The organism is Pseudanabaena sp. PCC 9330 (genome assembly GCF_055795045.1).
The window spans coordinates 44,386-70,867 of sequence record NZ_JAYFES010000119.1 but is presented as its reverse complement, the minus strand read 5'-3'; the positions used below and the strand labels follow the sequence as shown (position 1 = coordinate 70,867).

The 26,482-nt window shown below is 57.7% G+C and carries 22 protein-coding genes and 1 pseudogene; 6 read left to right on the top strand and 17 right to left on the bottom strand.

Features of this window, described 5'->3' with window-relative positions; genetic code table 11:
• Positions 1-524: pseudogene (locus tag AC0QKW_RS24860) on the top strand (hypothetical protein); the annotation flags it as partial.
• A gap of 77 nt (positions 525-601) precedes the next feature.
• Here the strand turns inward: AC0QKW_RS24860 and AC0QKW_RS24855 are convergent.
• The 5 genes from AC0QKW_RS24855 to AC0QKW_RS24835 all read right to left on the bottom strand — a co-directional run bounded on the left by AC0QKW_RS24855 (position 602) and on the right by AC0QKW_RS24835 (position 4,015).
• Positions 602-1,000, bottom strand: a complete 399-nt coding sequence (locus tag AC0QKW_RS24855; protein ID WP_473153808.1) for a YidH family protein — start codon at positions 998-1,000, stop codon at positions 602-604.
• On the bottom strand, positions 997-2,046 hold the full coding sequence (locus tag AC0QKW_RS24850) for an AI-2E family transporter (RefSeq protein ID WP_473153807.1): 1,050 nt from the start codon (positions 2,044-2,046) through the stop codon (positions 997-999). The genes AC0QKW_RS24855 and AC0QKW_RS24850 overlap by 4 nt, the downstream gene beginning before the upstream one ends.
• 5 nt (positions 2,047-2,051) lie before the next feature.
• Positions 2,052-2,783: a hypothetical protein gene (locus tag AC0QKW_RS24845; RefSeq protein ID WP_473153806.1), complete on the bottom strand. Its 732-nt coding sequence runs from the start codon at positions 2,781-2,783 to the stop codon at positions 2,052-2,054.
• 84 nt (positions 2,784-2,867) lie between these two features.
• Complete coding sequence (locus AC0QKW_RS24840; protein WP_473153805.1) at positions 2,868-3,422, bottom strand: DUF1269 domain-containing protein; 555 nt, start codon at positions 3,420-3,422, stop codon at positions 2,868-2,870.
• A gap of 185 nt (positions 3,423-3,607) precedes the next feature.
• Positions 3,608-4,015, bottom strand: a complete 408-nt coding sequence (locus AC0QKW_RS24835) for a hypothetical protein (protein ID WP_473153804.1) — start codon at positions 4,013-4,015, stop codon at positions 3,608-3,610.
• 354 nt (positions 4,016-4,369) lie between these two features.
• On the opposite strand from AC0QKW_RS24835, the gene AC0QKW_RS24830 reads away from it, so the two are divergent.
• From AC0QKW_RS24830 to AC0QKW_RS24820, 3 genes are read left to right on the top strand one after another with little or no spacing between them, the layout of a single operon-like run.
• Complete coding sequence (locus AC0QKW_RS24830; protein ID WP_473153803.1) at positions 4,370-5,386, top strand: hypothetical protein; 1,017 nt, start codon at positions 4,370-4,372, stop codon at positions 5,384-5,386.
• Between the two features lie 56 nt (positions 5,387-5,442).
• Entirely contained in the window at positions 5,443-5,841 is a 399-nt protein-coding gene (locus tag AC0QKW_RS24825) for a hypothetical protein (RefSeq protein WP_473153802.1), read from the top strand.
• 50 nt (positions 5,842-5,891) lie between these two features.
• Entirely contained in the window at positions 5,892-7,691 is a 1,800-nt protein-coding gene (locus tag AC0QKW_RS24820; protein ID WP_473153801.1) for a mechanosensitive ion channel family protein, read from the top strand.
• A 57-nt stretch (positions 7,692-7,748) separates the two neighbouring features.
• Here the strand turns inward: AC0QKW_RS24820 and AC0QKW_RS24815 are convergent, their stop codons facing one another.
• From AC0QKW_RS24815 to AC0QKW_RS24760, 12 genes are all read right to left on the bottom strand, one after another.
• The gene (locus tag AC0QKW_RS24815; RefSeq protein ID WP_473153800.1) at positions 7,749-8,159 is read right to left on the bottom strand and encodes a YidH family protein; all 411 of its coding nucleotides are present in this window, start codon (positions 8,157-8,159) and stop codon (positions 7,749-7,751) included.
• A gap of 91 nt (positions 8,160-8,250) precedes the next feature.
• On the bottom strand, positions 8,251-8,682 hold the full coding sequence (locus AC0QKW_RS24810; protein WP_473153799.1) for a DUF202 domain-containing protein: 432 nt from the start codon (positions 8,680-8,682) through the stop codon (positions 8,251-8,253).
• Positions 8,683-8,715: 33 nt separating this feature from the next.
• Complete coding sequence (locus tag AC0QKW_RS24805) at positions 8,716-9,204, bottom strand: DUF1269 domain-containing protein (protein ID WP_473153798.1); 489 nt, start codon at positions 9,202-9,204, stop codon at positions 8,716-8,718.
• Positions 9,205-9,311: 107 nt separating this feature from the next.
• Positions 9,312-9,476, bottom strand: a complete 165-nt coding sequence (locus tag AC0QKW_RS24800) for a hypothetical protein (protein ID WP_473153797.1) — start codon at positions 9,474-9,476, stop codon at positions 9,312-9,314.
• 65 nt (positions 9,477-9,541) lie between these two features.
• Positions 9,542-10,060, bottom strand: a complete 519-nt coding sequence (locus AC0QKW_RS24795) for a YqhA family protein (RefSeq protein ID WP_473153796.1) — start codon at positions 10,058-10,060, stop codon at positions 9,542-9,544.
• A 31-nt stretch (positions 10,061-10,091) separates the two neighbouring features.
• Complete coding sequence (locus AC0QKW_RS24790) at positions 10,092-10,688, bottom strand: hypothetical protein (protein WP_473153795.1); 597 nt, start codon at positions 10,686-10,688, stop codon at positions 10,092-10,094.
• 29 nt (positions 10,689-10,717) lie between these two features.
• Positions 10,718-11,344 (bottom strand): MarC family protein, encoded by a 627-nt coding sequence (locus AC0QKW_RS24785; RefSeq protein ID WP_473153794.1) that lies wholly within the window; start codon positions 11,342-11,344, stop codon positions 10,718-10,720.
• 15 nt (positions 11,345-11,359) lie between these two features.
• Complete coding sequence (locus AC0QKW_RS24780; RefSeq protein WP_473153793.1) at positions 11,360-12,349, bottom strand: formylglycine-generating enzyme family protein; 990 nt, start codon at positions 12,347-12,349, stop codon at positions 11,360-11,362.
• A 442-nt stretch (positions 12,350-12,791) separates the two neighbouring features.
• Positions 12,792-13,352 (bottom strand): LURP-one-related/scramblase family protein, encoded by a 561-nt coding sequence (locus AC0QKW_RS24775; RefSeq protein WP_473153792.1) that lies wholly within the window; start codon positions 13,350-13,352, stop codon positions 12,792-12,794.
• A gap of 93 nt (positions 13,353-13,445) precedes the next feature.
• Entirely contained in the window at positions 13,446-14,453 is a 1,008-nt protein-coding gene (locus AC0QKW_RS24770; RefSeq protein WP_473153791.1) for an HAD family hydrolase, read from the bottom strand.
• A 34-nt stretch (positions 14,454-14,487) separates the two neighbouring features.
• A complete protein-coding gene (locus AC0QKW_RS24765) occupies positions 14,488-15,342 on the bottom strand; it encodes a bile acid:sodium symporter family protein (RefSeq protein WP_473153790.1) in 855 nt (284 codons plus the stop codon).
• A gap of 177 nt (positions 15,343-15,519) precedes the next feature.
• Positions 15,520-17,022: an arylsulfatase gene (locus AC0QKW_RS24760; protein WP_473153789.1), complete on the bottom strand. Its 1,503-nt coding sequence runs from the start codon at positions 17,020-17,022 to the stop codon at positions 15,520-15,522.
• Positions 17,023-17,617: 595 nt separating this feature from the next.
• Between AC0QKW_RS24760 and AC0QKW_RS24755 the strand changes: the two genes are divergently transcribed.
• Both AC0QKW_RS24755 and AC0QKW_RS24750 read left to right on the top strand, forming a co-directional pair.
• Positions 17,618-24,610, top strand: a complete 6,993-nt coding sequence (locus AC0QKW_RS24755; protein ID WP_473153788.1) for an AAA family ATPase — start codon at positions 17,618-17,620, stop codon at positions 24,608-24,610.
• A complete protein-coding gene (locus AC0QKW_RS24750; protein WP_473153787.1) occupies positions 24,607-26,478 on the top strand; it encodes a response regulator in 1,872 nt (623 codons plus the stop codon). The genes AC0QKW_RS24755 and AC0QKW_RS24750 overlap by 4 nt, the downstream gene beginning before the upstream one ends.
• Positions 26,479-26,482: the final 4 nt, after the last annotated feature.

Here is a 26,482-nt window from a genome sequence, read left to right as displayed (position 1 = left end):
TGTCCATAGCTATGGCCTCTCTATCCCAAACCTTCGATACGACCCGCGCCGAAATCGTCACCGCAATGGAGCAGCGGATCGAGAAGGGCGATCGCACCAAGCTGACTAAGAAAGAGTTGGAGGAGTTGATCGCTATCCTCGTGGCCAAGCTGGTGGAGATGAATACCCTCGGTACCGACACCAAGGCGGCAATCGATCGCCTCTGTGCAGCGGAACAGGCGCTTTTGGAGCGGGCCTATCCCCGCAGCAGTATCAATTCGGTCTATTTCCCGCGCTATACGAAAGCGATTAAATCCGCGATCGAGGCCGGGCGTATTACCCTTAATGGCAAAAACTCGTACCCTCGGCGGTGGACGAAGCGCAATCCGCTGCCGGGGGAGCCCAGCAGCGGCTCTGAGGCAAAGAGCCTTGGAACTTTAATTTTGACTAAAAGTCTTGTATGGCAACGCTTTCGGATTATCGTGGATCAATTAGGCATGTTGAAGCCGGAAGAGCCGGTTTTTGTCTCAAGTGAACTACCCTGAAGATGACAACAGGTAGCCGAAACAATGACAGAGGCCTAAGGGTTGACGTAGGTGCCCAATTAAGCCTACAGAGGGCCTCAAATCAAAAATAGAATGATAAATAGACCAGCCAGGGCAAATAAAAGAATGGCGATAATGACCACTCGGTTGAGGGTGGTGATGAGCCGCAGCACCCGGCGTTGCCGCTCGATCGCGTGAATTTCTAGCCGATGCTGGGCCAGGGCGATCGCCAGCAAGACCACCCCCATCCCCACAAAGGCAAGGCCGACCAGGTAAGCGATCGGGGTAGCCATAGCCAGCTCAGCCTCGGGAAACCGCTGCCGCAGACTTTGGCTAATTTGGTCTACGGCCAGGCCTGTGCCAATCAGCCCAATGCAGTTGCCGACCCAGGCATTCATGGATCGCTCGGCGGCGGCGCGGGTGCGCTCTTTGGCCAGTTCATTGGTGGTGCCAGTCAGCGGTTGAGACTCACTCATCTAGCACCTAGCTCGGGCTGCTCTGGGGCACCTTTTACCATCAGCACCCCCGTCAACCAGCGGCTTTCTGGAAAGCTATCCAAAATTAAGATCACGAAAAAGGTCAGGGGCATGGCTAAAAAGGCTCCTGGCCCGCCCAAGAGCCAAGTCCAAAAGGCAAAAGAGACAAAGACAGCAGTGGGTGAAATGCTCAGACCCCGGCTGAGCAGAGCGGGTGACAAAACATTTTCGGCCAGAATGTTGGCGGCGACAAACCCCAGCACCACCACTAGCGATCGCCCCAGGCCAAATTCGGCCAGCGCCAGCACCACCGCCGGAATCGCCGCCAAGACAATGCCGATATAGGGAATGTAGCTTAGGAAGAAGGTCAGTACCCCCCACAGCAGCGGAAAGTCTACCCCTAGCAGTAGTAGAAAGGTCGCCACCAGCACCCCGGTCACGGCATTGACAATGCCCCGCAGGCCAAACTGACGCACCACGCTCTGCCCAAAGGTGTTGAGCTTGACCACAAAGCGATTGTCGGCAGCAGTATTTTGGCGCAGCCGAGCCATGATGTATGGCCCCTCCGCGAGGAAAAATAGCGTGGTCATTAAAATCAGCGAGGCGTTACTCAGCAAGCTGCCAACCCCGCCCAACACCGCCTTGAGAAAGCCGGTCAGGCTGCCGCCGTTGACGACGGCGTTGAGATGGACGGGGCTTAGGCCAAATCGCCCTAGCAGGGCTTCGATCTGGGCAATGCGGGTGTCAAGCTGGGTGACATAGTCGGTCAATCGGGTGGCCATGCTGGTGACCGAAATACTGACGATGTAAAACAACCCTCTAAACAACAGGGCAATGATGAGCAGCATGACCACCAGGGCCAGCCAGCCCGGCAGTTTGCGCCCCAGCCAACTGTAAAGAGGGCTAAAAATGAGGCTCAGCACCAGGGCAAAGAGTAGGGGGTTGAGAATGGGGGCCGCCACCCGCATGGCCCCCAGTAAAAAAGCAACGGCAGCCAGGGTAAGGCTGATTTGGGCCAGAGATGCCTTCACCGGAGGATGTTCCATGGGGTCTAGGACTCGGCTAGGGTAGCGAACTCAACCTGCCCGTTGCGACCAATATCGAGGTCGAGCTGCTGGTTGTCACGATCAAACCCCACCAGGCCAGGGGTTTCGATCACGATGCGCCAGCCATCGGCTTGCAGCTGAGCGATCGCCCTATCGGTCTCCAGCCCCACCAGGGTTTGCGGAAACACAGCGGCGGTATCGGCGGGGCCGAGGTCTAGCCAGGCCCGCAGGTAGTCATTAATGCCCTGGCGCTGCTCTGGGGTCAGCACCGACCGAATCGCCAGGTTTCGCTCAAACACCAAATCGTCAATGGCCCGTTCGGCGGTGATGGCATCGGTGCGCGCTTGGGTTAGGGCCAGATCAGCCGTCGCCGGTACGAGCAAATTGTTCAGCACCGCCAGGGCCGCACTGTAGTCGATCCGGGCGGCTTCAATCTGAGGCCGATAGGCGGCAAAAATGGCCTCAATCTGGGCGATCTGGTCGGCGGTCAAGGCTTCGATCGCCAGATCCTGGCTGGCCTCTGGCTGGGCCTCTAAATCAGTGAGGGTGCTGGAATCCGTGGTTGACGGATCTGGTAGGGGCTGCACCAGGGGCATACTTTGGAGCTGTGACTCAGCCAGGGTTTGAGCCAGGGCCCCAGGCAGGATCAAGCTCAGACCGGCCAGGGCGATGAGGGCTGACAGCACAGGGGTCGGGGCGATGCCGTCCAACCGAGGCCAAATGGGCATTGTTTTCATCGATAAACTCCTTGCGATCGCTCGGGATGCTGAATGGTCGTCAAACCGGCGGCGTCGGGTCGCCGGATAGGGCCAGAGGCTCGATCAATGGGTTGAGACGGCACCCGCTAAAATTTCATCGCCCGTATCGGCAACGGTGTAGATCACATCGCCACCGGCTTCAAGCTGGGCGGCAATATCGGCGGATAGGGTTTCGGTAATCACCTCCGTGGCGGCAGCGGCCAAAAAGCCTTCTACCTGCGAGACCCAGGTGTGCTCTACGACCGCAATCAAGGCCGAAGAGTTGGGGGTCAGGCTTTCGGCCACCCGCTTGAGGCGATCGCCCGGAAAACCGCCGTTGCGCAGCTTGCTGCCGAGGCCAACGATCAGTCCACCGCCCAGGGCCATCAAACCCAGGGGGCCAGCCAGCAGGCTCAGTACACCGCCCGTTACCGCCCCGATCGCAGCATGTTTACCCGCGACCGCGTTGGCGGTTTCCTTGATTTTGACCTTGCCCTGGGCATCCTTAGTCAGCACCGCTGCATCCAGAATGGCAATCAGGCCGTCCTGACGAAGCTGTTGCAGGTCTTTGAGGGTATCGCTGGCGACCTGCACATCGCTAAAGGCGGCCACGATGACCTGAATGGGGGAATCAGCCATGGTTAGTTTCTCTGTTAAAGATTTTGATCTGAGGGGTTTTGAGCTTGAAGCAGCAAAACAAACGAAGGCGTTGCAGAGGTATGAATCCAAAAAGCAATGCCTCCCGTAGGGGCAAACGGTCGTTTGCCCTTAGCCAAATTCATGCCTCAATTCAGCAATGCCAAACAAACAAATCTAGTTTGGGTTTACAGGCGGCAATTGGCCCCAGAATTAGTCTGATCCCAGGCATTTTGCACAGTCACGATTTCGTCAGCAATCGAAGCCTGGGCCTCGACTAGGGTCTGATTGTTAGAAATATCGTTGACCGCCCGATTCAGACTTTGGTAAGCCGCATTTAGCTCGTCAACCTTGGCCGTTTGAACCGTGTCAGCGGCCTGGCTGACCCCATCCATGGCTTGTTGAACCTCTTTTTCAGCGGTTTTTAAATCGCCTACCGTTGAGCTGGTGCTGATGGTGGTTAGCCCTTTAATGGCCGATCCTAAGCCAGCTAACTCCTGGCAAAAATCAACCTGGGCTTCTTTAACCGAGGGCTGGCTACAGCTGCTGAGTAGCAGGGTAGCGCAGGCAGCCGTGAAGACGTAGATGTGACGCATTGAGCACCTCTTAAAGAAAAAGTCTGAGTCTAAACTGGCCCCGGCGATGTCAGGCTTTCTGGCTAGGCTGATGACTACGACAGCTATTTTTGACGGCCCACACCAGGGGTCGCTGACGGCTGGGCAAGGGCCGGTTGAATGGCACCATCAGAGCAATCAAACCTATGGGAAATGTAGCCATCCCAAAAAGCGTTGCTAGCCGACGGTTAGGGGGTATCTGGATCTGGCATCCGCAGAGGGGCTGCTCTAGCGGCTCTTATTTTTGGCTTATAGAGGCCCTGTAAATATGGGCTCCTAAGGCGAGAGCGTTGGTCTTTAGCGATTTTTAGACACATCTTGATAAGAGCATTTGTTATGGTCAGATACCCTCGGTTGCGTTGTGTTCTGTGTGCTGGCTTGGCGGGGGTGAGCTTGGCTACGGCTGGCCACGCCCAGACTGCTGGGCTCACAGGTGATCTGGCTCAAGCGGCAAACCCGCCAGCAGCCAGCCCAGAGAGAGCGTTCCATGGGGCAGCAGGGCGATATTCGGTGAGCCTGCCCCTCGATACCCAAGCCGATACCCCCATCACCCGGGTCAGTGGCCAAACCCTCACCTGGACAGTGGCGATCGCCCGTCAGGGCGGCGGTTTTTACGGGGTAGCCTACACTGACCTGCCGCCCGAGCTGCTGGGTATGGGGGGCGAAGCAGTGGTTGAGAGTTTGCGATCGCGGCCCTTCTTTGCAGACTTTGACTGGGAGGCCCTGGCCAATCGAGGTCAGCGGGTGAGCCTGGGCGATCTACCGGGTATTGAGTTTACCCAGGTGGAGGCCGGTAAGGCGTCGGTAGCACGGTTTTATCTGGCCAATCGCCGCCTCTACGCGGTGGTTGCTATGGCTCCCATGGACGAGGCCAATCAGTTTATAGAATCCTTTGCCATTGGCGATCTGTGGCGACCGTTTGTGAGCGAAGCGGGGCAGTTTTCGGTGGATTTGCCCATGGGCCCGGTGTTTACTCCCCAGCAGGTGGCTTACCAGGGGGCAACCCTGAACTGGTGGCAGTACGTGGGCTATAACCTCCACGCGCCGGGCGATCGCTACGGGTTTGCCTACGCCGATCTGCCCGATGAGCTGGTCGTGCAAAACCCGGATAGCCTGCTGCAGGGGGTGGCAACCCTGGTGCTGACCGAGCTAGATGCACCGACTCTGGCCACCACCGGCACGGCAATTTCCCTGGCGGGTCTGCCTGGGCGGGAGTATGCGCTCACCAAGGCCAATGGGCAATCCTACGTGCTGCGGCTTTACCTGAACGATCGCCGGATCTACGGTCTGCTGGCTACCAGCGCCTCGTTGAACCACCTCGATCGCTTTCTCACCTCGTTTAACGTGCAGTGAGTCGGTCAGGCTAAGCACCGCAGTATCTCAACCTATCCACCTACCTGGAACCCCCCATGCGCCCTGTTCATTGTCTTGCCGTGCTGATAGCCGCTAGTGGCAGCTTTGGCCTTCCGGCCCTGGCTGCGACAACGGTGTCTTCCCAGTCCTACCCGGCCCAGTCCTACCCGGCCCAGACCGTAGAGCTAGCGGGGCTGTTTCGAGCCATTGATATTGCCGAAGATGTCGATGATGCCCTCGATGGTGACTTTGGCCAAATTGATCCGGTGCGAGAAGTCACCGAGGAGGTGGGCGATGCCATGGATGACGTCAATGACACTATTTATGATGTCACTCACATCAATATTGTTGAACCCTTCGTTGAGATTGACGACACCGTAGAAGACTTTGCCGATGACGTGGACGACACCATGCGCCATGTCTCCAATGACGTGAACGATTGGTTTGACTGGTAAACCTTGATCTGAGGAAATCGCAGGGAAATCAGGAGTGATGGATTAGGTCTATGCGATCGCCAACCACCGACTCTAGGGAACTGCTGCCGTTCACGCCATCTGTGGCCCGTCGCTGGTGCCGGGGGCTATTTTTAGCCGCAATGGCGGGCTTGGTCAGCCTGGGATTGCACCTGGTCAGCCCCGCCAGCCTAGCCCAAGACCATGCGGTGGCTCCGGCTCCAATTGAGGCTCTGATGGAGGTGGCCGACGATGCACCCGTTACTCTGGGCGACCAGACCTTATTTACCGTTCGCGACCAGCAGTCTGCCGACACCGTTGCAGAGCGCGCCGCGCGGATTTCCACGCGGTTGACGGCAACTGCCGACGATCCGGCGATTCCGGTGGAGGCGATCGCCCTGTCTGAGACCGAATTTGGCACCGCCATCTACGCCGAAGATAGCCTGATTATGGTGATTGATGAAGACGATGCCGCCGGGACGGGCCTTACCCCACAGGCCCTAGCCCAGCAGCATTTAGAGGCCATGCAGCGCCAAATTCAGCTCTATCGGGACGAACGCAGTGCTCAATACTTGACCCGCGCCGCCATCATTGCGGTGCTGTGCACCCTGGGGCTAGCGCTAGCCGTTTTGATGCTGGCCAACGCCATGCCCCAGTTTTACCGCTGGCTCGATCGCCAGCAAGACCGCTGGATTCCCACGGTGCGGATTCAAAACTTTGAGCTCCTGACAGCGTCCCAACTTACGGGCCTGGTGCGGAACATCACCCAAATTCTGCATTTTGCCCTAGTATCAGCGCTGCTTCTGATTTATTTCTCCTACGTACTGAGCCTGTTTCCCCAGACCCGCACCCTGGGGCAAGGCATTTTTGGGTATGTTTCAGGGGCGGCGCAGGTGGTGTGGGATGGGTTTATTGCCTACCTGCCCAACCTGCTGAGCATCATCATCATTGTTGTGGTCGCCGCCAGCGGGTTGCACTTTGCCCGCTGGTTTTTCACCAGCATTCAGCGAGAGGGCATGACGCTGAGGGGTTTTTATCCTGAGTGGGCGATCCCTACCTATCGGCTGGTGCAGTTTTTGGTGGGGGCGTTTACCCTGGCGGTGGTGTTTCCCTACCTGCCGGGGGCGAGTTCTCCAGCGTTTCAAGGGGTTTCGATTTTCTTTGGTTTGCTGGTGTCGCTGGGGGCTGGGAGTGCCATCTTTAGCGTGGTGGCCGGGTTTATTTTGGTCTACACCCGGGCCTTTAGGGAGGGCGATCGCATTCGCTGTGGCGACATCGAAGGATTTGTGGTCGAAAAATCGCTGTTTGTTACCCGCCTGCGCACCATCGAAAATGTGTTGGTCAGCGTTCCCAATGCGGCCCTGCTCACCAGCAATATCGCCAACTACAGCGCCCTGATTCGCGAAGAACAAACCCCCATTGTGCTCAAGACGACGATTACCCTGGGCTACGATGTGCCCTGGGCACTCGTCCACGAAACCTTGATTGCCGCCGCCGCCGCCACCGCTGGCATTTTGCCGGAGCCCCGGCCCTGCGTCTGGCAGACCTCCCTCGATGACTTTTACGTTAGCTATCAGTTGCGGGCTACTACCACCCATCCTGAAGCGCTGGGGGAGATTTATTCAGAGCTGCATCAAAACGTGCAAAATTACTGCAATCAGGCTGGTATTGAAATTATGTCGCCCCACTACGGGGCCATGCGCGACGGCAACCAAAGTACCATTCCGGCTCATTACTTACCCGTTACCTACCAATCTCCCACGTGGAACTTGCCCTCAGTGTGGCCCGCTTCCCCCAATGCAACGACAGCTAGTGAAACGACCGCTCAAGATCCTGGCCAAATGCAGCCCTAAGAACTATGCCACAGTGTGCTCTAAGCCGTTGCTAAGGTAGGACGAGGTGAAGGGCGGCTAACTCAGCCACGGGCTAATTAAAACCCCCACAAATGCCACAATGCCTAGAACGACCAGAACATTCGCCACCACCACAGAGGGTGACTGTCGCGATACATAGACCAGGTCATTGCGCTGAATGCGGTGAAGTTGCCGCTGGTGATCTCTGGCCGCATAGAGCAGCGCAAAGGTACCCAGTGCCACAAAGGCAAGCCCCAGGATGCGAGTCAAGCGGATGGAGTTGACCGCATCTCCCAGCGTTTGGTCAATGGCCGTAACAATGCGATCGATGCCAAAGCCAAAGCCAATCAGCGAGAGCGCGGTGCGAATCCAGGCCATCAGCGTGCGTTCTTCGGCAGCTCGGTTGCGGGCCTTGGCGAGTTCAAGACTAGGGGTAGGTATGGAGGGGATGGGGTCAGGCATGCTCATAGCAATAGTCAGAGTCCTAACGATTGAGACTTAGCCTGTGGATGAACCAGCGGTGAGAAATACTCAAGTTGGGGTCTTTCAATCAAGACTTTTAACTCCAGACGCTAACCGTCAGCCACAACAGGGTGTAGAGACCGGCCATAAAAATGGCCCAGCCGGTTAATTCTGCTAACGACCAGCGCGGGCTGAATTGATAAATGGCCTGTTGTAACCGCTGTAACTCTGCTCGGTAATCCAGGATGGCAAAAATTAAGGTTGTTATGCCTAACCCAATCAGAGCAAGCAATAAAGCATGCAGCCAGTTATTCATATAAATGCCGCTAGATGCTAACTCTTGACTGATATAGTAGAGCCCAACCCCAGTACTCATGAGGGTGAGGCTATTTCTCACAAAGGAAAGCAATGAGCGATCGGCGGCAACTCGGTTACGCTCTCTAGCTAAATCTTCTTGAGCATTAGCTGGGTAGGAATTGGAAAAGGATTCATTGACCATCAAAGACCTGCCTTTGGGCTGAAAGGCCATTTAGAATGGCCTTTCAATCTTCACAAAAATGGCTTAAGCAGCAGAAAAATGCTCTTTTAGCTTCGTCTCTTGTTCACTAGAAAGGTTCGATTGAATCAGCTCCATTGGCTCTCCCGCAAAGGCTTCCAGCACCTTGTCTACAGTGGCTTTTTCACTCATCAAAAATAGAGCTGATGTGCCCTCAGTGACCTTAGCACGAACGTCCTTGATAAACTGATCGTTAATGCCATAGTCTGCGAAGTGGCCCGACAATGCTCCAGAGAGAGCACCAACGGCCATACCAAAAATGGGAATGAAAAACAAAAGGCCAAACAACATACCCCAGAAAGCTCCATCCAAGGCCCCCAGTCCTTTTAGATTAAGAGCCTGTTTGGTTTTGGGCTTTTTCTTGCCGGGCTCCCAAACCACAGTAGCGGCATCGACAATTTCAATGAGATGCTGTTTTTGCAGTTCGAGCAGCTTGGCAATGGCTTTTTCAGCACCATCAACAGTATTAAATTTCCAAACGGTTAGATTAGCCATAGTTGACCTTATTCACCCTAAATAATGACTACATTGATTGCGATACTAGAGATCCAGCCTTTTTACGCTACCCCTACAAACCGGGGGTATACAAATAGGATTTGGTATTACCAGCCGTAGAGAGCTGGAGCCTCGCGGTAAATCGGCGTCATGAGACCGACCTCAACCGGTCGCTTGGGCACAGTGGCCGCAAGGATCGCGACGCTGGACAGCAGAATGATCAGCCGAAGGGGCTTAATATCCGATAGGGTGCAGCAGGATGTACGGGGCATGGTCTGATTACTGAACGAGATATGCTGAAATTAGGGCAAAGCCATAAGGGAAATGTAGGGGTGAGTTAGCTCTCTGGCCTATGTTCAGCAGCGGTCGTTTCTGGTAGCGCCTGGGCCAGCTTGTAGTTGCGCACGTAGAGAATTAGGCCAATGGAGGCAATGACTAGGCCAATGGCAATTCCTAGACTGAGAATATCGTTTGTGCCATCCCAGGTCACCACTTGACCGGTAAAGTTGACGGCCAGCAGCACAATCACAACCCCGATTAGAATCACTTTCAGCTCTTCAAATTCTTCGATTTTGAGCCAGCGGGGGAGATGAATCGTGCTGTTAATGAACAGGTGATACAGGCCAAGGGCGGTGATATACAGCACTACCCCTAGAAAAAGCAGATCAATAACTTCAATGAAGCTGAGGGCAACTTCCTTCGATGCTTCGATGGTGAAGGCCCGTTCCATAAACATGAGGCCAATCACATGGATCGTGACCAATGCTCCATAGATGAGAATGGCCGCTGCCCCCACCAGGGCAGCCAATACAGCCAGGTTAATCAAGTAGCGAGCGCTTAATAGCAGGCGTTCCATAGAGGTTCCTTTGGGGGTTGAGGGTTAAAGACTAGGGAGAATGCCGTTGCAGGGGATTTTCTAGCTCAAACAGCAGATAGCCGATGACGCCAGGGATGGCCAAGGTGGTGGCCAAGATGGTGGTGGTGGCACTCAGGCGGCTAGAGAGGGTGCGAGCTACTTCTAGCCCCTCAAATAAAAAGCTGGCCGTGACGACGAGACTAAACAAGCCGAGGGTAAGGGCGCTGACCCGAGCGAGAAACTTGTCGAGGGGCGGTACGCGGGTTTTATGCAGCTTGCGGCCCAATAGGGCTCCGGAAATAAACCCGGCCAAGCCTTGCAAGCTCAGAATGATCAGCCGATCGCGAAATTCTAGCGGGACGGCCCCATCCTCTAAGCTGCCTTTCACCGCTACCGCTAGGCCGACGATAATGCCTGCGATCGCCCCCGTACCCATCCACCACAGCAGGGGACGGCTCACCTGGGTGCTGAGAAAGGAGAGGCTGGCGATCGCGATCGCGCTAATCAAAGCTGCCTGGTCGATGGGCACGGGCCGCAGCGCTGTGAGGGTCGCTCCGGCACTGGCGATCGCCCCCAACAGCAGATAGATTTTGTCGATGGGGCCAGGATTGGGGATGAAGTCTTGCAAGGGTTGTCCTCACTGAAGGGATGAGAGGGCTAGTAGTTAATTAAACCCAGGTAGCGAAACGCTGCCAGAATAAACTCCAGGGCCAGGGCCGCCTGCAGGGCCGCAAACACCCACCCGACAATCAGCAATGGAATCAGCCCAATCCAGCGCACAATCAGCGGCGTAATCAGCATCCCCACCAAATTCATGCCCATGATCAGCAACAGCACGGCCACGATCGATAGCTCTAGCCCCGTTCGCCCCTGGGCATTGCCCATAAACGCCAGGATCGCCACCAGGCCATAGGGCGTCACAATGGCAGGAATGGCCAGGGGAGAAATCGCCAGTTCCTTAGGATCTTTGTCAGACATCGGCGGGTGCTCTTGGATGCGCTTGGGCAGCGAGAAGTTAGACAGCAGCTTGAGGGCCGAGGTGAGCAGCAAAATGCCCGCCGCCAAGGCCAATGCGCTCGGCGAAACCTTCCAGTTGGTAATGATGTTGCGCCCCACCCCAGACAGCATCAGCACAATGATGGTCGAGATCAGCGTCGCTAAACCGGCCACCCGCACCCGATAGGCTGCGGTGGCGTCGTGGGTAAGGCGATCGAACACGGGAATGATTTTTAACGGCCCCAGGGTTAAGAAGAAAATCGTAAAAATATACGGAATGTTCTCCATGTTTTCCATAACGGCTCAGGCCTCTGCAACGGTAGGAGGATGGATGGCCCGCACAATGCAGCGAAAGCCCATGTGGCAGGTGGAGGCGTCGATGCCCTGGGCCATGCGGGCGGCGGGGCGATAGCGTTTGCAGTAGTCGGGCGTGCAGAGAAATGACCCACCTTTGACTACCTTGCGAGGAATCTGCACCCCCTGGAGGTTGGGGTCGTAGCTGGCCTCAGGGCTTCCCCCCCGAGGGTTGGCCATGGTACAGCAGGGGGGCTTTTGAATCCGGTTGTGCTCCTGATACCAGTCGGTAGTCCATTCCCACACATTGCCAATCAGGTCGTAGAGGCCGTAGCCATTGGCCGGAAAGCTACCCACGGGGGAGGTGCGCTCATAGCCATCCTCACCGGAATTGCGGTAAGGAAAGTGACCCTGGAAGGTGTTGGCCATAAATTTATCGTTGGGGTACAGCTCATCGCCCCAGGCAAATTCTTTGCCCTCCAGGCCGCCGCGCCCCGCCAGCTCCCACTCGGCCTCGGTGGGCAGATCCTTCCCGGCCCAAGCGGCATAGGCCTGGGCATCGGCAAAGGTGACCTGTACCACGGGATGCTTTTCTCGGCCCTTAATCGTGCTGCCTTTGCCCTCGGGGTGCCGCCAGTTGGCCCCAGGCACGTAGGTCCACCAGTTGTAGTGGTTACCCAGATCGACTGGCTGAGTGGGCGGGGTAAACACAATGGAAGCGGGCTGGAGCAGAGCCGGGTCGGCACCGGGATAGTCGTCTGGGTTGGCGGGCCGCTCGGCAAAGGTGACATAGCCTGTGGCTTTGACAAACTTTTGAAACTCAGCATTGGTGACAGGGTACTTATCCATCCAAAAACCATCGACCTTGACGTTGTGGGCCGGAGCCTCTTCGTCGTAGTGGTGGTCAGAGCCCATCCTGAAGGTGTCGCCTGCAATCCAGGCCATGTCTTTGGCGGGGGGGCGACGGGTTTGCGCGGTAGAAAGGCTGAGGGTCGGCATGGTGAGGGTGAATGGGTAATGGACTTAACCCTAGATCTGAGGCCTATTAATTTTGTAAGGGCGCTGGCGGGTATGGAGGAGAGATCTAAGAGATATATAGGGGGTGTCTGTTTTTGATCTACTGACGAGGTCAATCCTGGGTCGCACTGCTGAGGCTCAGCCATCGGGGATCGTGCTAAGGGCGTTGGTGAGCCCCGCAATCGCATCGGCTACCCAGTTGGGAGAACCCTGGATCGGGACTTTGGCTGAGCGAGTCAGAGGATGGCGCGATGGGAGACGGTCACAGCGGCAGGGGATCTGATGGGGAGGCAAGACAAGCGTTTCCGGCTGAATCCAGCTCCCCTTCTCCCAGGACGGGAGAAGGGGTTGGGGAATGAGGGGAAAACCCCGGCAGCAAGGGTTTCAGGACTTATGTATATACAGTAGCCCGCAGGCAGAGGGCTTACTCGTGGGCCATCATATCGATCGCAACGGTAGCGGCCAAGATCAGCACGTCATGCTGACCCGGTTCAATTTCAACCCCATAGACATCGCTGAGGCGGAACCAGCGCTTCGAGACCTCGGCCAATTTGTTGCGGCCTGCTTCGATGGTGTATTCGTGATCTAAAACATTGCCCTGCACATCCAGATCGGGGCCATCGCCAATTTTCACAACCCAGCGATCGCGCAGGGGAGAGATCAGCGCCTTTTTCACCATCGCCAGGTGTTCGCCGTTGGGGCCTTCAATTTCCATCGAGTCTTTGACCCGCAGCACCTTGGCCTGGAGTTTGCACAGTTCCCGGCCTTGTAGGTCTTCAAAAATGAGGGTGTCACGCACGCGCAGGGCTTTGCCGTTGACCTTAAACACGCGATCGCCCGCTTCATTTTCGATGAAAAAGTCATCGCCAATCGACACCAGCCGCTGCCGCATTTTGTAGCGGGTATTGCCGCTGTGGCGGCGGCCAAAGCTGCGGTCTTGCTGGTTCTCTGCGCGGCGCTCTTGGCGAGAAGCTCGGTTAAGCATGGTAGGGGTTCCTTAATTTAGAAGTGGAATTGAATTAGCCAGGGGATGGAACGGACTTTCAGTAGTGGGTGGACAATGCCCGCCCTACGGGCTCTACTGCCAGGAAAATAGGGTCTTCCAGTCGGTTTTCATGCTGACCACCTGCCAGCCGTTTTGGCTGGCGGCGTTGAGCGAGGCGTTGTCGGGTTCGCTGTAGGCAAACTCGCGCAGGGCATCATCGTGGTTGATCAGCAGTTGAAAGGAAGGGTAGGGCGCGCTCTGGCTGTAGGTGAGCATGGCGATGTCGCCCCCCGATCGCACATTGCCGCAGGCAAACACGGGCGGCTGGCCAATGGCGCGATCGATGCCCACGGGTTTGCCCTCCTTATCGGTTATCAGGTCAATATCGGGCCGTCGCCAGATCACCCCTTCGCCATTGACCTGGCGGTATTCTTTCTCTAGAGAGCTGCCAATCACCTGCTGGGGCACAATGCCGTACATCGTCTCCGAGAGCAGGCGAATAAAATCGATGCCGCCGCCGGAGCAAATCCAGGTTTGAAAGCCGTTGGCCCGTAGATAGGCCAGCAGCTCTACCTGGGGTAGATAGCCCATCTCGGTATAGTGAACGTCGAACTGAGGATGGGTGGCCGTCTCTAAAAAGGCCACCGCCTGCTGGTCAAACTCCGCCTGGGGCATGTTGGCGCTGAGGGCACCGAGCACCTGCACCAGCTCGGTCAGAGCGTCGGGCTGAGCAAAATAGCTCTTGTCCCCCTCAAGGATGGCGACGATCACGGGCCGGGTAGCCAGGTCGGGGTTAGCCTCTAGCTGGTCCTTAAGCTTATCGACCACAAAGGCCCCCTGGGCCAAAGGCTGCTCGCACCACAGGGTGCCGTCGTTATCAAAGGTGGCAATGCGATCGCGCGGCGGAATATAGCCTGCGCCACCCTCGGTAGTCGCCTGCTGCACAAAGGCCATGATTGCCGCCTTAACCGGGCTATTGTGCCAGGAGGGCAGCGGGTCTGGGGTCGCAGCAACGTCTGCCGGTTGAATTAAGGGGTGAATAATCGGGGCTAGACCTGTGGCTAGGAATAGTTTTAGGAGATGCGATCGCTTAAGTTGCATGGGTATCCATGGGTGGGGTAAGGATTGGGAGAGGCTACTGAATCCCTGTGGGGTTGATGGATTTGCCCAGTTCTCCTGCCACAGGCATAAGAATCACCAGCATCAGCAGCGCCCCGACCAAAATCATGGTCAGCACGTTGGGATCGTCGGCAAAGTTGCCGGTGGCAACCACCATCGCTGCGGCAATATTGCGCTGGGCTGTCCCTAACCCCATCACGGGTCGGGTCCGTGGCGTGGGGCCAAGAAAATAGCCGATCGCCAGGGAAATGCCAATAAACAAAATGGCAACAATGATGGCCCCGCTGCCAATCGCGCTGACCATGGTTTCAAAATTGAGGACCAGCATCAGCACAAACACCGCTATCAGGCTGCTGCTAGAAGCCTGGGCCATGTGAGGTTGCAGCCCTCGGGCCAGATCGTCATAGCGGGCCTTAATCAGCAGGCCAATCCCCAGGGGAATCAACATCAGAATAATTAGCGATCGCGCAATGTCCGCCGGATTAACCGACACCCCCGGTAGCAGTAGCGGTAGCACAACGGGAACATATACCACCGTCGCTACCATCAGCAGCACCATCAGTCCCACGCTAAAGGCTACGTCAGCCTTAGCCGCTTGAGCCAGCTTGGGCAAAAAGGGTGCCCCTGCCGCTGTCGCTAGCAAGATCAGCCCAATGCCCAAGGATAGGTCAAGGGGAATGATGGTTTTGAGCACAAACGCTACCAGGGGCACCAGCACAAAATTAGCCACCAGCGATCGCACCACCAGCCCGACATTCTTCAGCGGAGCCAGAATTTGCATCAGTGTCAGGCTCAGTCCCAGAGCCAACATGCTGCTGACCACAAATACCAGCGTGGTCAGGTTAGCGAGAGCAATCATTACCTCGGTCATAGTCAGTGTCCTTTGAAAGCGCAGCCCCATAGCCAGCGAGAAGTAGGGTATGAGAATCCAGACGGCTGAAATCCCTGCGTGGCAGTGCTTTACCCTTCTGCCACAGCCCAAAAACCTCCCTCCCCAACAACCTGGTAGAGGGAGGTACGGGTGTGAAGGAACAGAGTTACGGATGGATTAAGCGCTGGTAACGCCCGCTTCCATCTTCGCCATCACGTCATCCAGACTGAAGCTGGCGGCCTTTTGACGGGGTGGATATTCTGCGAAGGTAGCCAGAAACTGAGCCACATAGGTCTGGGCTGGCACCAGCAGAAAGGCGTGGTCTAGCATCCAATCCCAATAGGTGTTGGAGGTGATATCCGCCCGTTCGTAGGGATCGGTCAACAGGTTAAAGATCTTGGGCACCCGCAGTGGCGTAAACGGTTCTGCCCACACCTGCAACGTTCCGGTAGCCCGTTGCTCCATAAACACAATCTTCCAGTTGTCGTAGCGCAGCCCGGTCAGGTCGCCGTCGTCAGAGAAGTAGAAGAACTCGATGCGGGGGCTCTTGTCGGTAGCCCCTTTGAAGTAATCCAGCTGGTTGTAGCCATCCAGGTGAATTTTGAAGGTCTTGCTGCCGACCGGATGCCCTGCTTTGAGCTTGGTTTTGATGTCAGGCTCACCGGCAGCGGCCAGCAGGGTGGGCAACCAGTCCATGTGGCTGACCATACCCGTGCGGACTTCCCCCGCCGGGAATACGCCAGGCCAGCGCACCATAGCCGGCACTCGATAGGCCCCTTCCCAGTTGGAGTTTTTCTCATTTCGGAAGGGGGTCATGCCCGCATCCGGCCAGGAGTTCATGTGGGGGCCATTGTCGGTGCTGTACATGACGATGGTGTCTTCGGCCAGACCCAGTTGATCGATCAGATCCAGCATTTCGCCGATGGCTTTGTCGTGGTCGATCATGGTGTCGTGATATTCCGACTGCCAGCGACCGGCCTGCCCTTTGCTTTCGGGCTTGCAGTGGGTGCGGAAGTGCATGTGGGTCGTGTTGAACCAGACGAAGAAGGGCTCATCCGCATTCTTCGCATCGGTGATAAACCGCTTAGCTTCGACGGTGACTTCATCGTCGATGGTTTCCATCCGCTTTTTGGTCAGCGGGCCGGTGTTCTCAATCCGCTGGGTGCCGTCGCCGTTGGCCCAGCAGTGCAGCACGCCGCGAGGACCGTAGTTCTGGCGGAAGTTTGGAAAGTCTTCGGGCTGGGGATAGTCCGGTAGTTCGGGCTCTTCTTCGGCATTGAGGTGGTATAGGTTGCCAAAGAACTCGTCGAACCCGTGCATGGTGGGCAGGTGCTCGTCGCGATCGCCAAAGTGGTTTTTACCAAACTGGCCGGTGCGGTAGCCCTGCGGCTTAAGCAGTTCGGCGATAGTGGGGTCTTCGGCCTGGAAGCCCAGCGCGGCACCGGGCAGACCGACCTTGCTCAACCCCGTGCGGAAGACCGATTGCCCGGTAATGAAGGCGGCCCGACCGGCGGTACAGCTTTGCTCGGCGTAGTAGTGAACGAAGCGCACCCCTTCTTTGGCGATGCGATCGATATTGGGGGTTTGATAGCCCATCAGGCCATCGCTGTAGCAGCTCAGGTTGCTTTGACCAATGTCATCGCCCCAGAGAATGAGGATGTTTGGCTTACCTTTCGGCATGGTGGCTCTCCTAAGGAGTGATTGTTCTACCTCGCCGAACCTAGCGCTAACATCTAAGGAATTCCTAGCGACCGACGCACCCATGTCTAGGGAATTTCTAATGTTAAAGAAAGCCTGAGATGTTGTCCGGGTCATTTAGCGCTGAGGCAATATCTTTTAGCCCTCACGACAGTATAAAAAACCTCTCTTGCCGCAGAGCAAAAGAGGCGGGATTAATTTCATTTGTAAATAGGGTGACCCTGGATTCAGGGCTAACCTAATTACCGTGGTGTGTGGATCTGAATGTACGCCCAAGTTATCTGGTTTTTATAGGGAATATCTTAGAGCCCGCTGGAGTCCGCACAAAGCCATAAGAGAAATATAGGGAAACCCTGCTAGATCGTTAACCCGTTCAAATTGATGCAGCGCGATCGCATTTACCTAAGCCATCCCAAGGCTTTTTCAGTAGCCTCAGTAAATTATGGGCTATGCGAGCCAGAACGAACCGTTACATAAACCCTCAGCCTGAACTCTCGTATTAGGATAGGCAAACGCCTTGCACGCCTAGAACGCTGATGAACTGACAAGCTGGCTACCCCGAAAACTCTCGCTCCCTATGATTCCTATTCCTGGATTCATCCTTAAAAGCAGGCTGTACGACAGCCAAACTTCGCTGGTGTATCGGGCGGTGCGGCAGGCAGACAGCCGGGCGGTGGTGCTTAAGGTGCTGCGCCAGGAATATCCCAGCCCTCAGGCGATCGCCCGCTACCGGCAAGAGTATGCGGTGCTGCGATCGCTCTCGCTGCCAGGGGTGATCCAAGCCTACGACCAAGTGCCCTACGCCCATACCTACGTCATCGTCTGCGAAGACTTTGGTGGCCAGTCCCTCAGCCACTGGATGCGGCAGTGGCCCCAAATTTACTGTCCCATGCAGACGGCGGGGTTTCTCAAGCTGGCGATTACGTTGGCCGACATTCTGCACCAGGTACACACCCGTCAGGTGGTTCACAACGACATCAACCCCAGCAACATTGTGCTCAACCCGGCCACGGGGCAGATCAAGCTGATTGACTTTGGCCTTGCCACCCAGCTCAGCCAAACGGCCCCTGCCCCTGCGCCGCCCGGCCAGCTTGAAGGCACCCCGGCCTATATGTCGCCAGAGCAGACCGGGCGGATGAATCGCTCCATTGACTACCGCACCGACCTCTACTCCCTGGGCGTCACCTTCTATCACCTGCTGACCGGGCGTTTACCCTTTCCCACCGAGGATCTCTTGGAGCTGGTGCACGGCCATCTGGCAATCTTGCCCCCGCCCCCCAGCGAACTCAACCCCACCATTGTCCCGGTGCTGTCGGCCCTAGTGTTAAAGCTGATGGCCAAGAATGCCGACGATCGCTACCAAAGCGCCGCTGGCCTCAAAGCCGACCTGGTTCACGCGCTGAAACTGTGGCAGGCCACCGGCACCGTTGCCGATTTTCCCCTGGCGCAGCAGGACTTTACGGGCAAGCTGCACATTTCCCAGCAGCTCTACGGTCGCGAAGCGGATGTGGCGAAGCTACTGGCGGCCTTTGAGCGAGTGGCCACGGGGGAGCGTGGGCGGGTAGATCCCCCTGCGGCGAGCGCCCCACCCCCATCTCCCTACCCTGAACTCTTGCTCATCACCGGCTATTCCGGCATCGGTAAATCAGCCCTGGTACAGGCTCTCTATCGCCCGATTACTCAGCAGCACGGCTATTTTATCAGCGGTAAGTTTGACCAGTATCAGCGCAATATTCCTTATACAGCTATTGTGGAAGCCTTTGGGGGGTTGGTGCGGCAGATCCTGGGCGAAAGCGAGGCGGAGTTACAGCGGTGGCGCGATCGCATTTTGGCGGCCGTTGGCCCCAATGGTGGCCTGATTGTAGCGGTGTTGCCAGAGGTGGGGCATATCATTGGCGACCAGCCTGAGGTGCCCCACCTGGGGGCACTGGAGAGTCAGAATCGGTTCAACTACGCCTTCCAGAACTTTGTGCGGGTCTTTTGCACGCCAGAGCATCCGTTGACGGTGTTTCTGGATGATTTGCAATGGGCGGATACCGCCAGCCTGAATCTGCTCCAGCGGCTTTTGTGCGATCGCACCCTTCAGCATGTGTTGGTACTGGGGGCCTACCGCGCCAATGAAGTCAACCAGGCCCACCCCCTGACCCTGATGCTGGGCTCCCTCAAGCAGGCTGGGGGGTTTCCACAAACCTTGGTTCTAGAACCCTTGACCTCCACCCAGGTCGGGCAGCTGCTATCGGATACCTTGAATCAGCCCATGGAGGCGATCACGGAGCTGACCCACTGGGTGATGCAAAAAACCACCGGCAACCCGTTCTTTATCAATCAATTTCTCAGAACCCTGTACAGCCGGGGGTTGCTCACCTTTGATGGCGATCGGCGACGCTGGCAGTGGGATATTGACCAGATTGAGGCAGTGGGCTTTACCGACAATGTGGTGGCCCTCATGGTCGATAGTTTGCGAGAGTTACCCGCCGACACCCAGCGGCTCTTGCAGTGGGCGGCCTGCCTTGGCGCTGAGTTGGATGGGCAAACCCTGGCCCTGCTGGCTGGGCAATCTGCCGATGCGTTATGGCCCAATCTGGCCATTGCCACCCAGCAGGGGTTGCTGTTGCCCCTGCGCGACCAGACGGGTCCCCGCTACCGCTTTGCCCATGACCAGGTACAGCAGGCGGTCTACGAAGGCATTGACCCGCCGCAGCGCTGTCGGCTACACCTGCAAATTGGTCATCTGCTGTGGCAAGAAACAACCATCGACAAACTCTCCGATCGGTTGTTTGCCATTGCAGACCAATTCAATCTGGGGCTACGGGCGGTCGAGCTGGCGGCAGCGCTCTCGGGGGCAGAGCGTCAGGCGCTTGCCGATCTCAACCTGCAAGCCACTGTCAAAGCCAAGACCTCGCTCGCCTACGATGCCGCCCTGGCCTATGGGCAGTCGGGGCTGGCGCTGCTGGGGGTGAATCCCTGGCAAAAAAACTATCGACTGGCGCTAGCGCTCCACGAAGAAGCCGCCGAAGCCGCCTACCTGAGCGGCACCATGGCCCAAACAGAGCGCTACCTCAATGCTGTACTGGCCCAGGCGACCACCCCGTTGGATACGGCTAGAAGCTATGACATCAAAATTCAAGCCCTGGCCAGTCAGGGCAATCTGCAAGGGGCGATCGCCGCCGGGCTGACCCTGTTAGCGGCGCTAGAAATTTACCTGCCCCCGCACCCAACCGTCGATGAGGCGCAGGGAGCGTTACTGCATCTCAACACCCTCCTGGCTGACCGCACCTCAGAGGAGTTGCTGAAGCTGCCAACCATGCAGGATGCCGTGGCCCTGGCGGCGGTGCAGGTGTTAGCCAAAATCGGCAGCGCTGCCTATATTTCAGCCCCGAATTTGCTGCCCCTGATTTTGCTGAAGATCATAGAGCTGTCGCTGCAGTACGGCCATACCCAGGGTTCAACCATCGGCTATGTCGGGTATGCGCTGTTTAACTGCGGGGTTTTTGGCCAGATTGAGACGGGCTATCGGTTTGGTCAGTTGGCCTCGCAACTGGTGACCCAGCTCAAAGCCCACCAGTTTCAGGCCAAGGTGTTTAACGTCGTGGGCGGGCATGTCATTTTTTGGCAAGAGCCCCTGCGGAACAGTCGCTCGATGCTGCTAGCGGGCTATGACAGTGGCATTGCCACCGGGGACTTTGAGTACGCTGGCTATGCCCTGTTCCACCTCATCACCCATCTTTACTTCAGTGGGGAACCCCTGAGCGAGGTGCTAGAACCGATGCAGGGCTATGTCGAAGCCATTCGCCAAATCCGTCAAGATGTGGCGCTGGGTTGGGCGTCGGTGTGGCTGCAATCGGCGCTTAATCTGGTGGGTCAGGCTGACCAGCCGACTCAGTTAATCGGGCCAGCCTACGACGAAGCCACCGCCCTTCCCCTCGCCCAACACCAGGGTAACCGCACCGAGCTACACCAAGGTTATCTCGCCAAACTTATGCTCTCTTATTGGTTTGGGGAGTACGATCGGGCGGCTGAAAACGCCGACCTGTCGCGCCAGTATTTAGATGCAGTGGTGGGCATGGTGGCCGGTGCAGCGTTTTGCTTCTATGATGCGCTGGTGCAACTGGCCCTGCCGACCGAGGCCGCTGACCTCAATCGGGTCAATGCCAACCTCGAAAAGCTTCACCTCTGGGCCGCCCACGCGCCCATGAATGTTTTGCACAGGGTACACCTAGTCGAGGCGGAAAAAGCCCGGGTGCTGGGGCAGGTGCTGGAGGCCGAAGACTACTACGAACGGGCCATTGCTGGGGCCAAAGCCAACCAGTACCGGCAGGACGAGGCCTTAGCCTTTGAACTGGCCGGTCAGTTTTACCTGGGGCGAGGGCGCGATCGCATTGCCGCCACCTATCTGCAAGAGGCCCACTACACCTATCGGCTGTGGGGGGCCACCGCCAAGGTCCATCACCTCGAAGCCCAGTACCCCCACTGGGTCACCCATAAACTTCAGGCCAGTGCTGGACAGCCCGCCCAGAACGGCCTTACGTCCCAGCGAACACTCCAGCAAGCGATTGACCTACAAGCGGTGTTTCGAGCGGCCCAGGCCATCTCTAGCGAAATAGAAATGCCCCGGCTGCTGTCATCGTTGATGAAAACCCTCCTCGAAATTGCCGGAGCCCAGCGGGGGTGCATCGCCCTGCCGATCGCCCCAGAGGCGGAGCCAGAAGCGTGGTTTATTGAAGCCGTGGGCTACGCCGAGAGTGCCGATTCACCTCCCGCCGCCCTGGCGGTGGATGTGCTGCAACACCTGCCCCTGGATGGGCAACTGCCGCTCTCGTTGATCAACACCGTGCTGCGCTGTCGAGACAGTATCGTGCTGGATGATGCCGCCCAGATCCATGAGTTTGCCGCCGATCCCTACCTGCAAACCCATGCCCTGCGCTCAGTTCTCTGCGCCCCTCTGCTCAACCAGGGGATCGCCGTCGGTCTGGTCTATTTAGAAAACAATCTGACTCCGGCCGCCTTCACCGTGGAACGGTTGGAGGTGGTCAAACTGCTGGCGGGGCAGGCGGCCATTTCTATCTATAACGCCAAGCTCTATGACCAACTGCGCCAGAGTGAGGCCCAGGTGCGCCAGAGTGAGCAGCGAGTCAAGCAGTTTTTAGATGCCATTCCGGTGGGGGTGTCGGTGCTCGATAGGACGGGTCGGTTGGCCTACACCAACGCCAGAGCCGAGCTGATTCAGGGTATGGGCTCCCCTGATGCCGATCTCGATCGCATGGTCGAAGACTTTCAAATCTATCGGGCCGACACCGACGAACGCTACCCCGTTCAGGAGCTACCGGCGGCTAAAGCCCTGGCCGGGGAAATGGCCTACGCCGACGACATTGAGTTGCGCCAGGGTCAACGGCGGGTGCCCCTGGAAGTCATTGCCACCCCAATTTTGAATGACCTGGGGGAGGTGGCCTATGCGATCGCAGCCTTCTCTGACATTACCGAGCGCAAGCAGGCCCAAAAGCTGCTGGCTGACTACAACCGCACCCTCGAAACCCAGGTAAAGGAACGCACCGACGCCCTCACCCGGCAGTGGGAAATGCTGCAAACCCTGGTCGATCGCATTCCCATCATGCTGGCCTTTTACGATGCCAGCGGAGACCTAATTTTGGTCAACCGGGCGATCGAAGACACCCTGGGCTGGTCGATGGCAGAGCTCAGCCAGGCCGACTGGCTAGAGCAGATCTACCCCACCGCCGACGATCACCAGCGCGCCTTGGATCACTGGGAAACCGCCGATGGCACCTGGCTTGACCTGACGATTCTCGATCGGGAGGGGCGGCGGGTCGAAACCACCTGGGCCCACATTCGCCTCAGCGATGGCCGCATCATCGGCATTGGGCAAGACATTACCGATCGCAAGCGCATGGAAACATCGCTGCGATCGCAGGCTGAAACCGAGCGACTCCTCTCTCTGATCACCCAGCACATTCGCCAGTCCCTCGATCTATCCGAAATTCTCTCCACCACGGTCACTGAGGTGCAGCGCCATCTCCAGGCCGATCGGGCGCTAATTCTCAAATTCACCCCTGAGAACACCGTACGCGTGATTCAATCCGTCACCGATCCCCAATACACGATTCCTGGCAGCTTCCCTTGGGCACCCGACTGCGACCTCAAAGCCTGCTACGAAAACTGTCTTCAGGGTCATCCCGGCATCTACTCCACCCTCGATGCCAGCGGCTGCCTATCGCCGTTCGTTCAAACCCTGGGGATGCAAACCGAAGTGGTCGCTCCCATTCTCTACCCCCGTGGTAGCGAGGGGAATGGCCACCAACCTCGACTTTGGGGACTGCTCATGGTGCATGCCTGCCAATTCCCCCGCCAGTGGCAACCTGCCGAGGCTGAGTTTTTGCAGCAGATTAGCAACCAGCTGGCGATCGCCATCTACCAATCCGACCTTTACCACCAGCTCCAGGCCGAGCTCCAGGAACGTCGCCAGACCGAAGCCGCCCTGCGCCAGAGCGAAGCCCGCCTGACCGCCGCCCAGGCGATCGCCAACCTGGGCCACTGGGATCTCAACGCCGAAACCGGCGCCATGACCTGGTCAGACCAACTGTTTGAGATCGCCGGACTGCCCAACCACCAGGGGGCACCTGGGTATACCGACTTTCTGGCCATGTGCCACCCCGAAGACCGCGACCCTCTGAACCAGCAGGTGACCACCGCCCTAGAACAGGGCACCCCCTACAAAGCCGTCTTCCGGTTTATCCGCGCCGATCAAACCATCCGCTATGTCGAATCCCGCGCTGAAACCGCCCTAAATGCCGCTGGGCAGGTGGTTCGTATTTTTGGTACGGCCCAGGATATTAGCGATCGCTACGCCATCGACCGCATGAAAGACGAATTCATCGGCATTGTCAGCCATGAGCTGCGCACCCCCATGACCGCCATCCAAAGCGCCCTGATGATGCTCACCGCCGGGGCCTTTGACGATGACCCCGATCAATTCGCCCAAATGCTCCACATCGCCCAAACCAACACCGAACGGCTGGTGCGCTTAGTCAACGACGTGCTCGACCTAGAACGGCTCGAATCCGGCAAAGCTGAGCTGAATATCGAACCCACCCCCATCGCCGCCTTGGTACAAGACTCCATCGCCACCCTACAACCCCTCGCCGACCAGGCCGAGGTCAGCCTCCGATGGGAACCCTGCCCTGCCCAGGTCCACGCCGACCCCGATGCCATCATTCAAACTCTCACCAACCTGCTCAGCAACGCCATCAAGTTCTCAGCACCGGGTAGCGGTGTTGTGGTAAAAGCTAGGGAACTGGGGCGGGATGGCGCGATCGAGATCGCCGTCGCCGACCAGGGCCGAGGCATCCCTGCCGACCAGCTAGAGAGCATTTTCGATCGCTTTCAGCAGGTTGACGCCCTCGATTCGCGCCAAAAAGGCGGTACCGGCCTGGGCTTGGCCATTTGTAAAACGATTGTGGAGCAACACGGGGGCCAGATCTGGGCCGACAGTGGGCCAGGGCCAGGCAGCACCTTCTACTTCACCCTGGCCTTAGCCACCGGGGAGGGTCAGGGATGAAAGTGCTCATCATCGAAGATGATCAAGACATTGCCAGCCTGCTCTCGGCCACGCTGGCAAAACACAACTGCGTCGTCGATCTTGCCACCGATGGCGAAATGGGCCTCGCCCTGGTGGATGAGTGGGACTACGACATCATTTTGCTCGATGTGACCTTGCCCAAGCTCGATGGCATCACCGTCTGCCGCCAGCTGCGCCAGCGGGGCTGTGCCACCCCGATTATGATGTTGACCGCCCAGTCCTCTACCGAGGCCGTGGTTACCGGGCTCGACGCCGGGGCCGACGACTATGTGACCAAACCCTTTGACCCCCAGCAGGTGCTCGCCCGGCTCAGGGCATTGCAGCGTCGCCAGACCCCCGCCGTGGCTACCAATGCGCTCACCTGGGGCGATCTGGGGTTTGATACGGTGCTCATGCATGTCACCTATGCCCAGCAAGAGGTCGCCCTCAGCCCAAAGGAATACGCTCTGCTGGAACTTTTGCTGCGCAACCCCAAGCGCATCTTTAGCCGCAGTGCCATTATCGACAAGCTGTGGACCATCGACGAAGCCCCCGCAGAGCCCACGGTGACCAACTTAGTCAAAGACCTGCGCCAAAAGTTAAGGCGGGCCGGGCTGCCCTACGACCCCGTTGAAACCCTGCACGGGTCAGGCTATCGCCTCAAATCGCCCCCTGACACCTCGTCAGCGCCAGAGCCGCCTGTATCCTCACCGCCTGCAGCCCCATCAGAGGCCGGGCGGCCAGAGCCCCCCGACCCCGCCGCACCGCCGCCCACCCTGGAGCAAGTGGCCGAGCAGTTTCAGGCTAATCTGAACCACCATTTGGCCGTGCTGGAGGCCGCCCAAGCCTCCCTTAGCCAGGGGCAGTTAACCGCTGACCTCCAGACCGAGGCCAGGGCGATCGCCCATCGGTTGACCGGCAGTCTGGGCACCTTTGGCTATGGCTTGGGGTCAGACACTCTGCGGGCGATCGAGCACCTGCTGAGCGAACCCTTTCCCCTCGGGCCAGAGCAGGCCCAGCCGTTGGCCCGGTTGCTCGCTACCCTCCGGCAGCGGCTGAGCCAACCGCCCAGTTTTGAGCCCGACCGAGAGCCCAGCGACGCCACCCAGCACATTCTGATTGTGGATGGGGATGAGGGGTTTACCCACGACCTGGCCGCCGTGGCCCATGATCTAGCCTTTACGCTGCAGATTGCCCCCGATCTCGCCACCGCCCACCACCGGCTGGCCAGTCAGATCCCCGATGCGATCGTCGTCAATTTGGGGGCAACGGTTCCCAGGGCTGCAACCCTGACCTTTTTAGCGGATCTGACCACCGACTTTCCCGACCTACCCGTGCTGGTGCTAGCCGATCGCGATAGCCTGAGCGAACGAACGGCGGTTATACCCTATCGGGTGCAGCGGTTTATCGCCAAACCGATCCAGGCCATGGCGTTGCTGGCCATTGTTAGCCAGGTGCTCGCCGAAACTCAGCCCCATACCACCACCGCCATCATTGTGGATGATGACCCCATGATCCTCAAAGCCCTGAGCGGCTTGCTCTTGGCCCAGGGTGTACAGACCACCTGTTTACTGAATCCCAGTAATTTTTGGCCGCTGCTCAAGGCCATCAACCCAGCCCTGCTGCTGCTCGATTTAGCCATGCCCGGCTGTAACGGCCTTGAACTCTGCAAAACCATTCGCCAAGATGCCCAGTACCGAGACCTGCCCATTCTGGTGATTACAGTCCACACCGATGCAGACTCAATTCAGCAAGCCTTCGCCGCCGGGGCCGATGAGGTGCTGTCTAAACCCATCCCCGAAGCCATGCTGCTGACCCGCATTAACCAATATCTAACCCGTCGGCGCGTTAGAAACGTAACTCCCTAAGCCA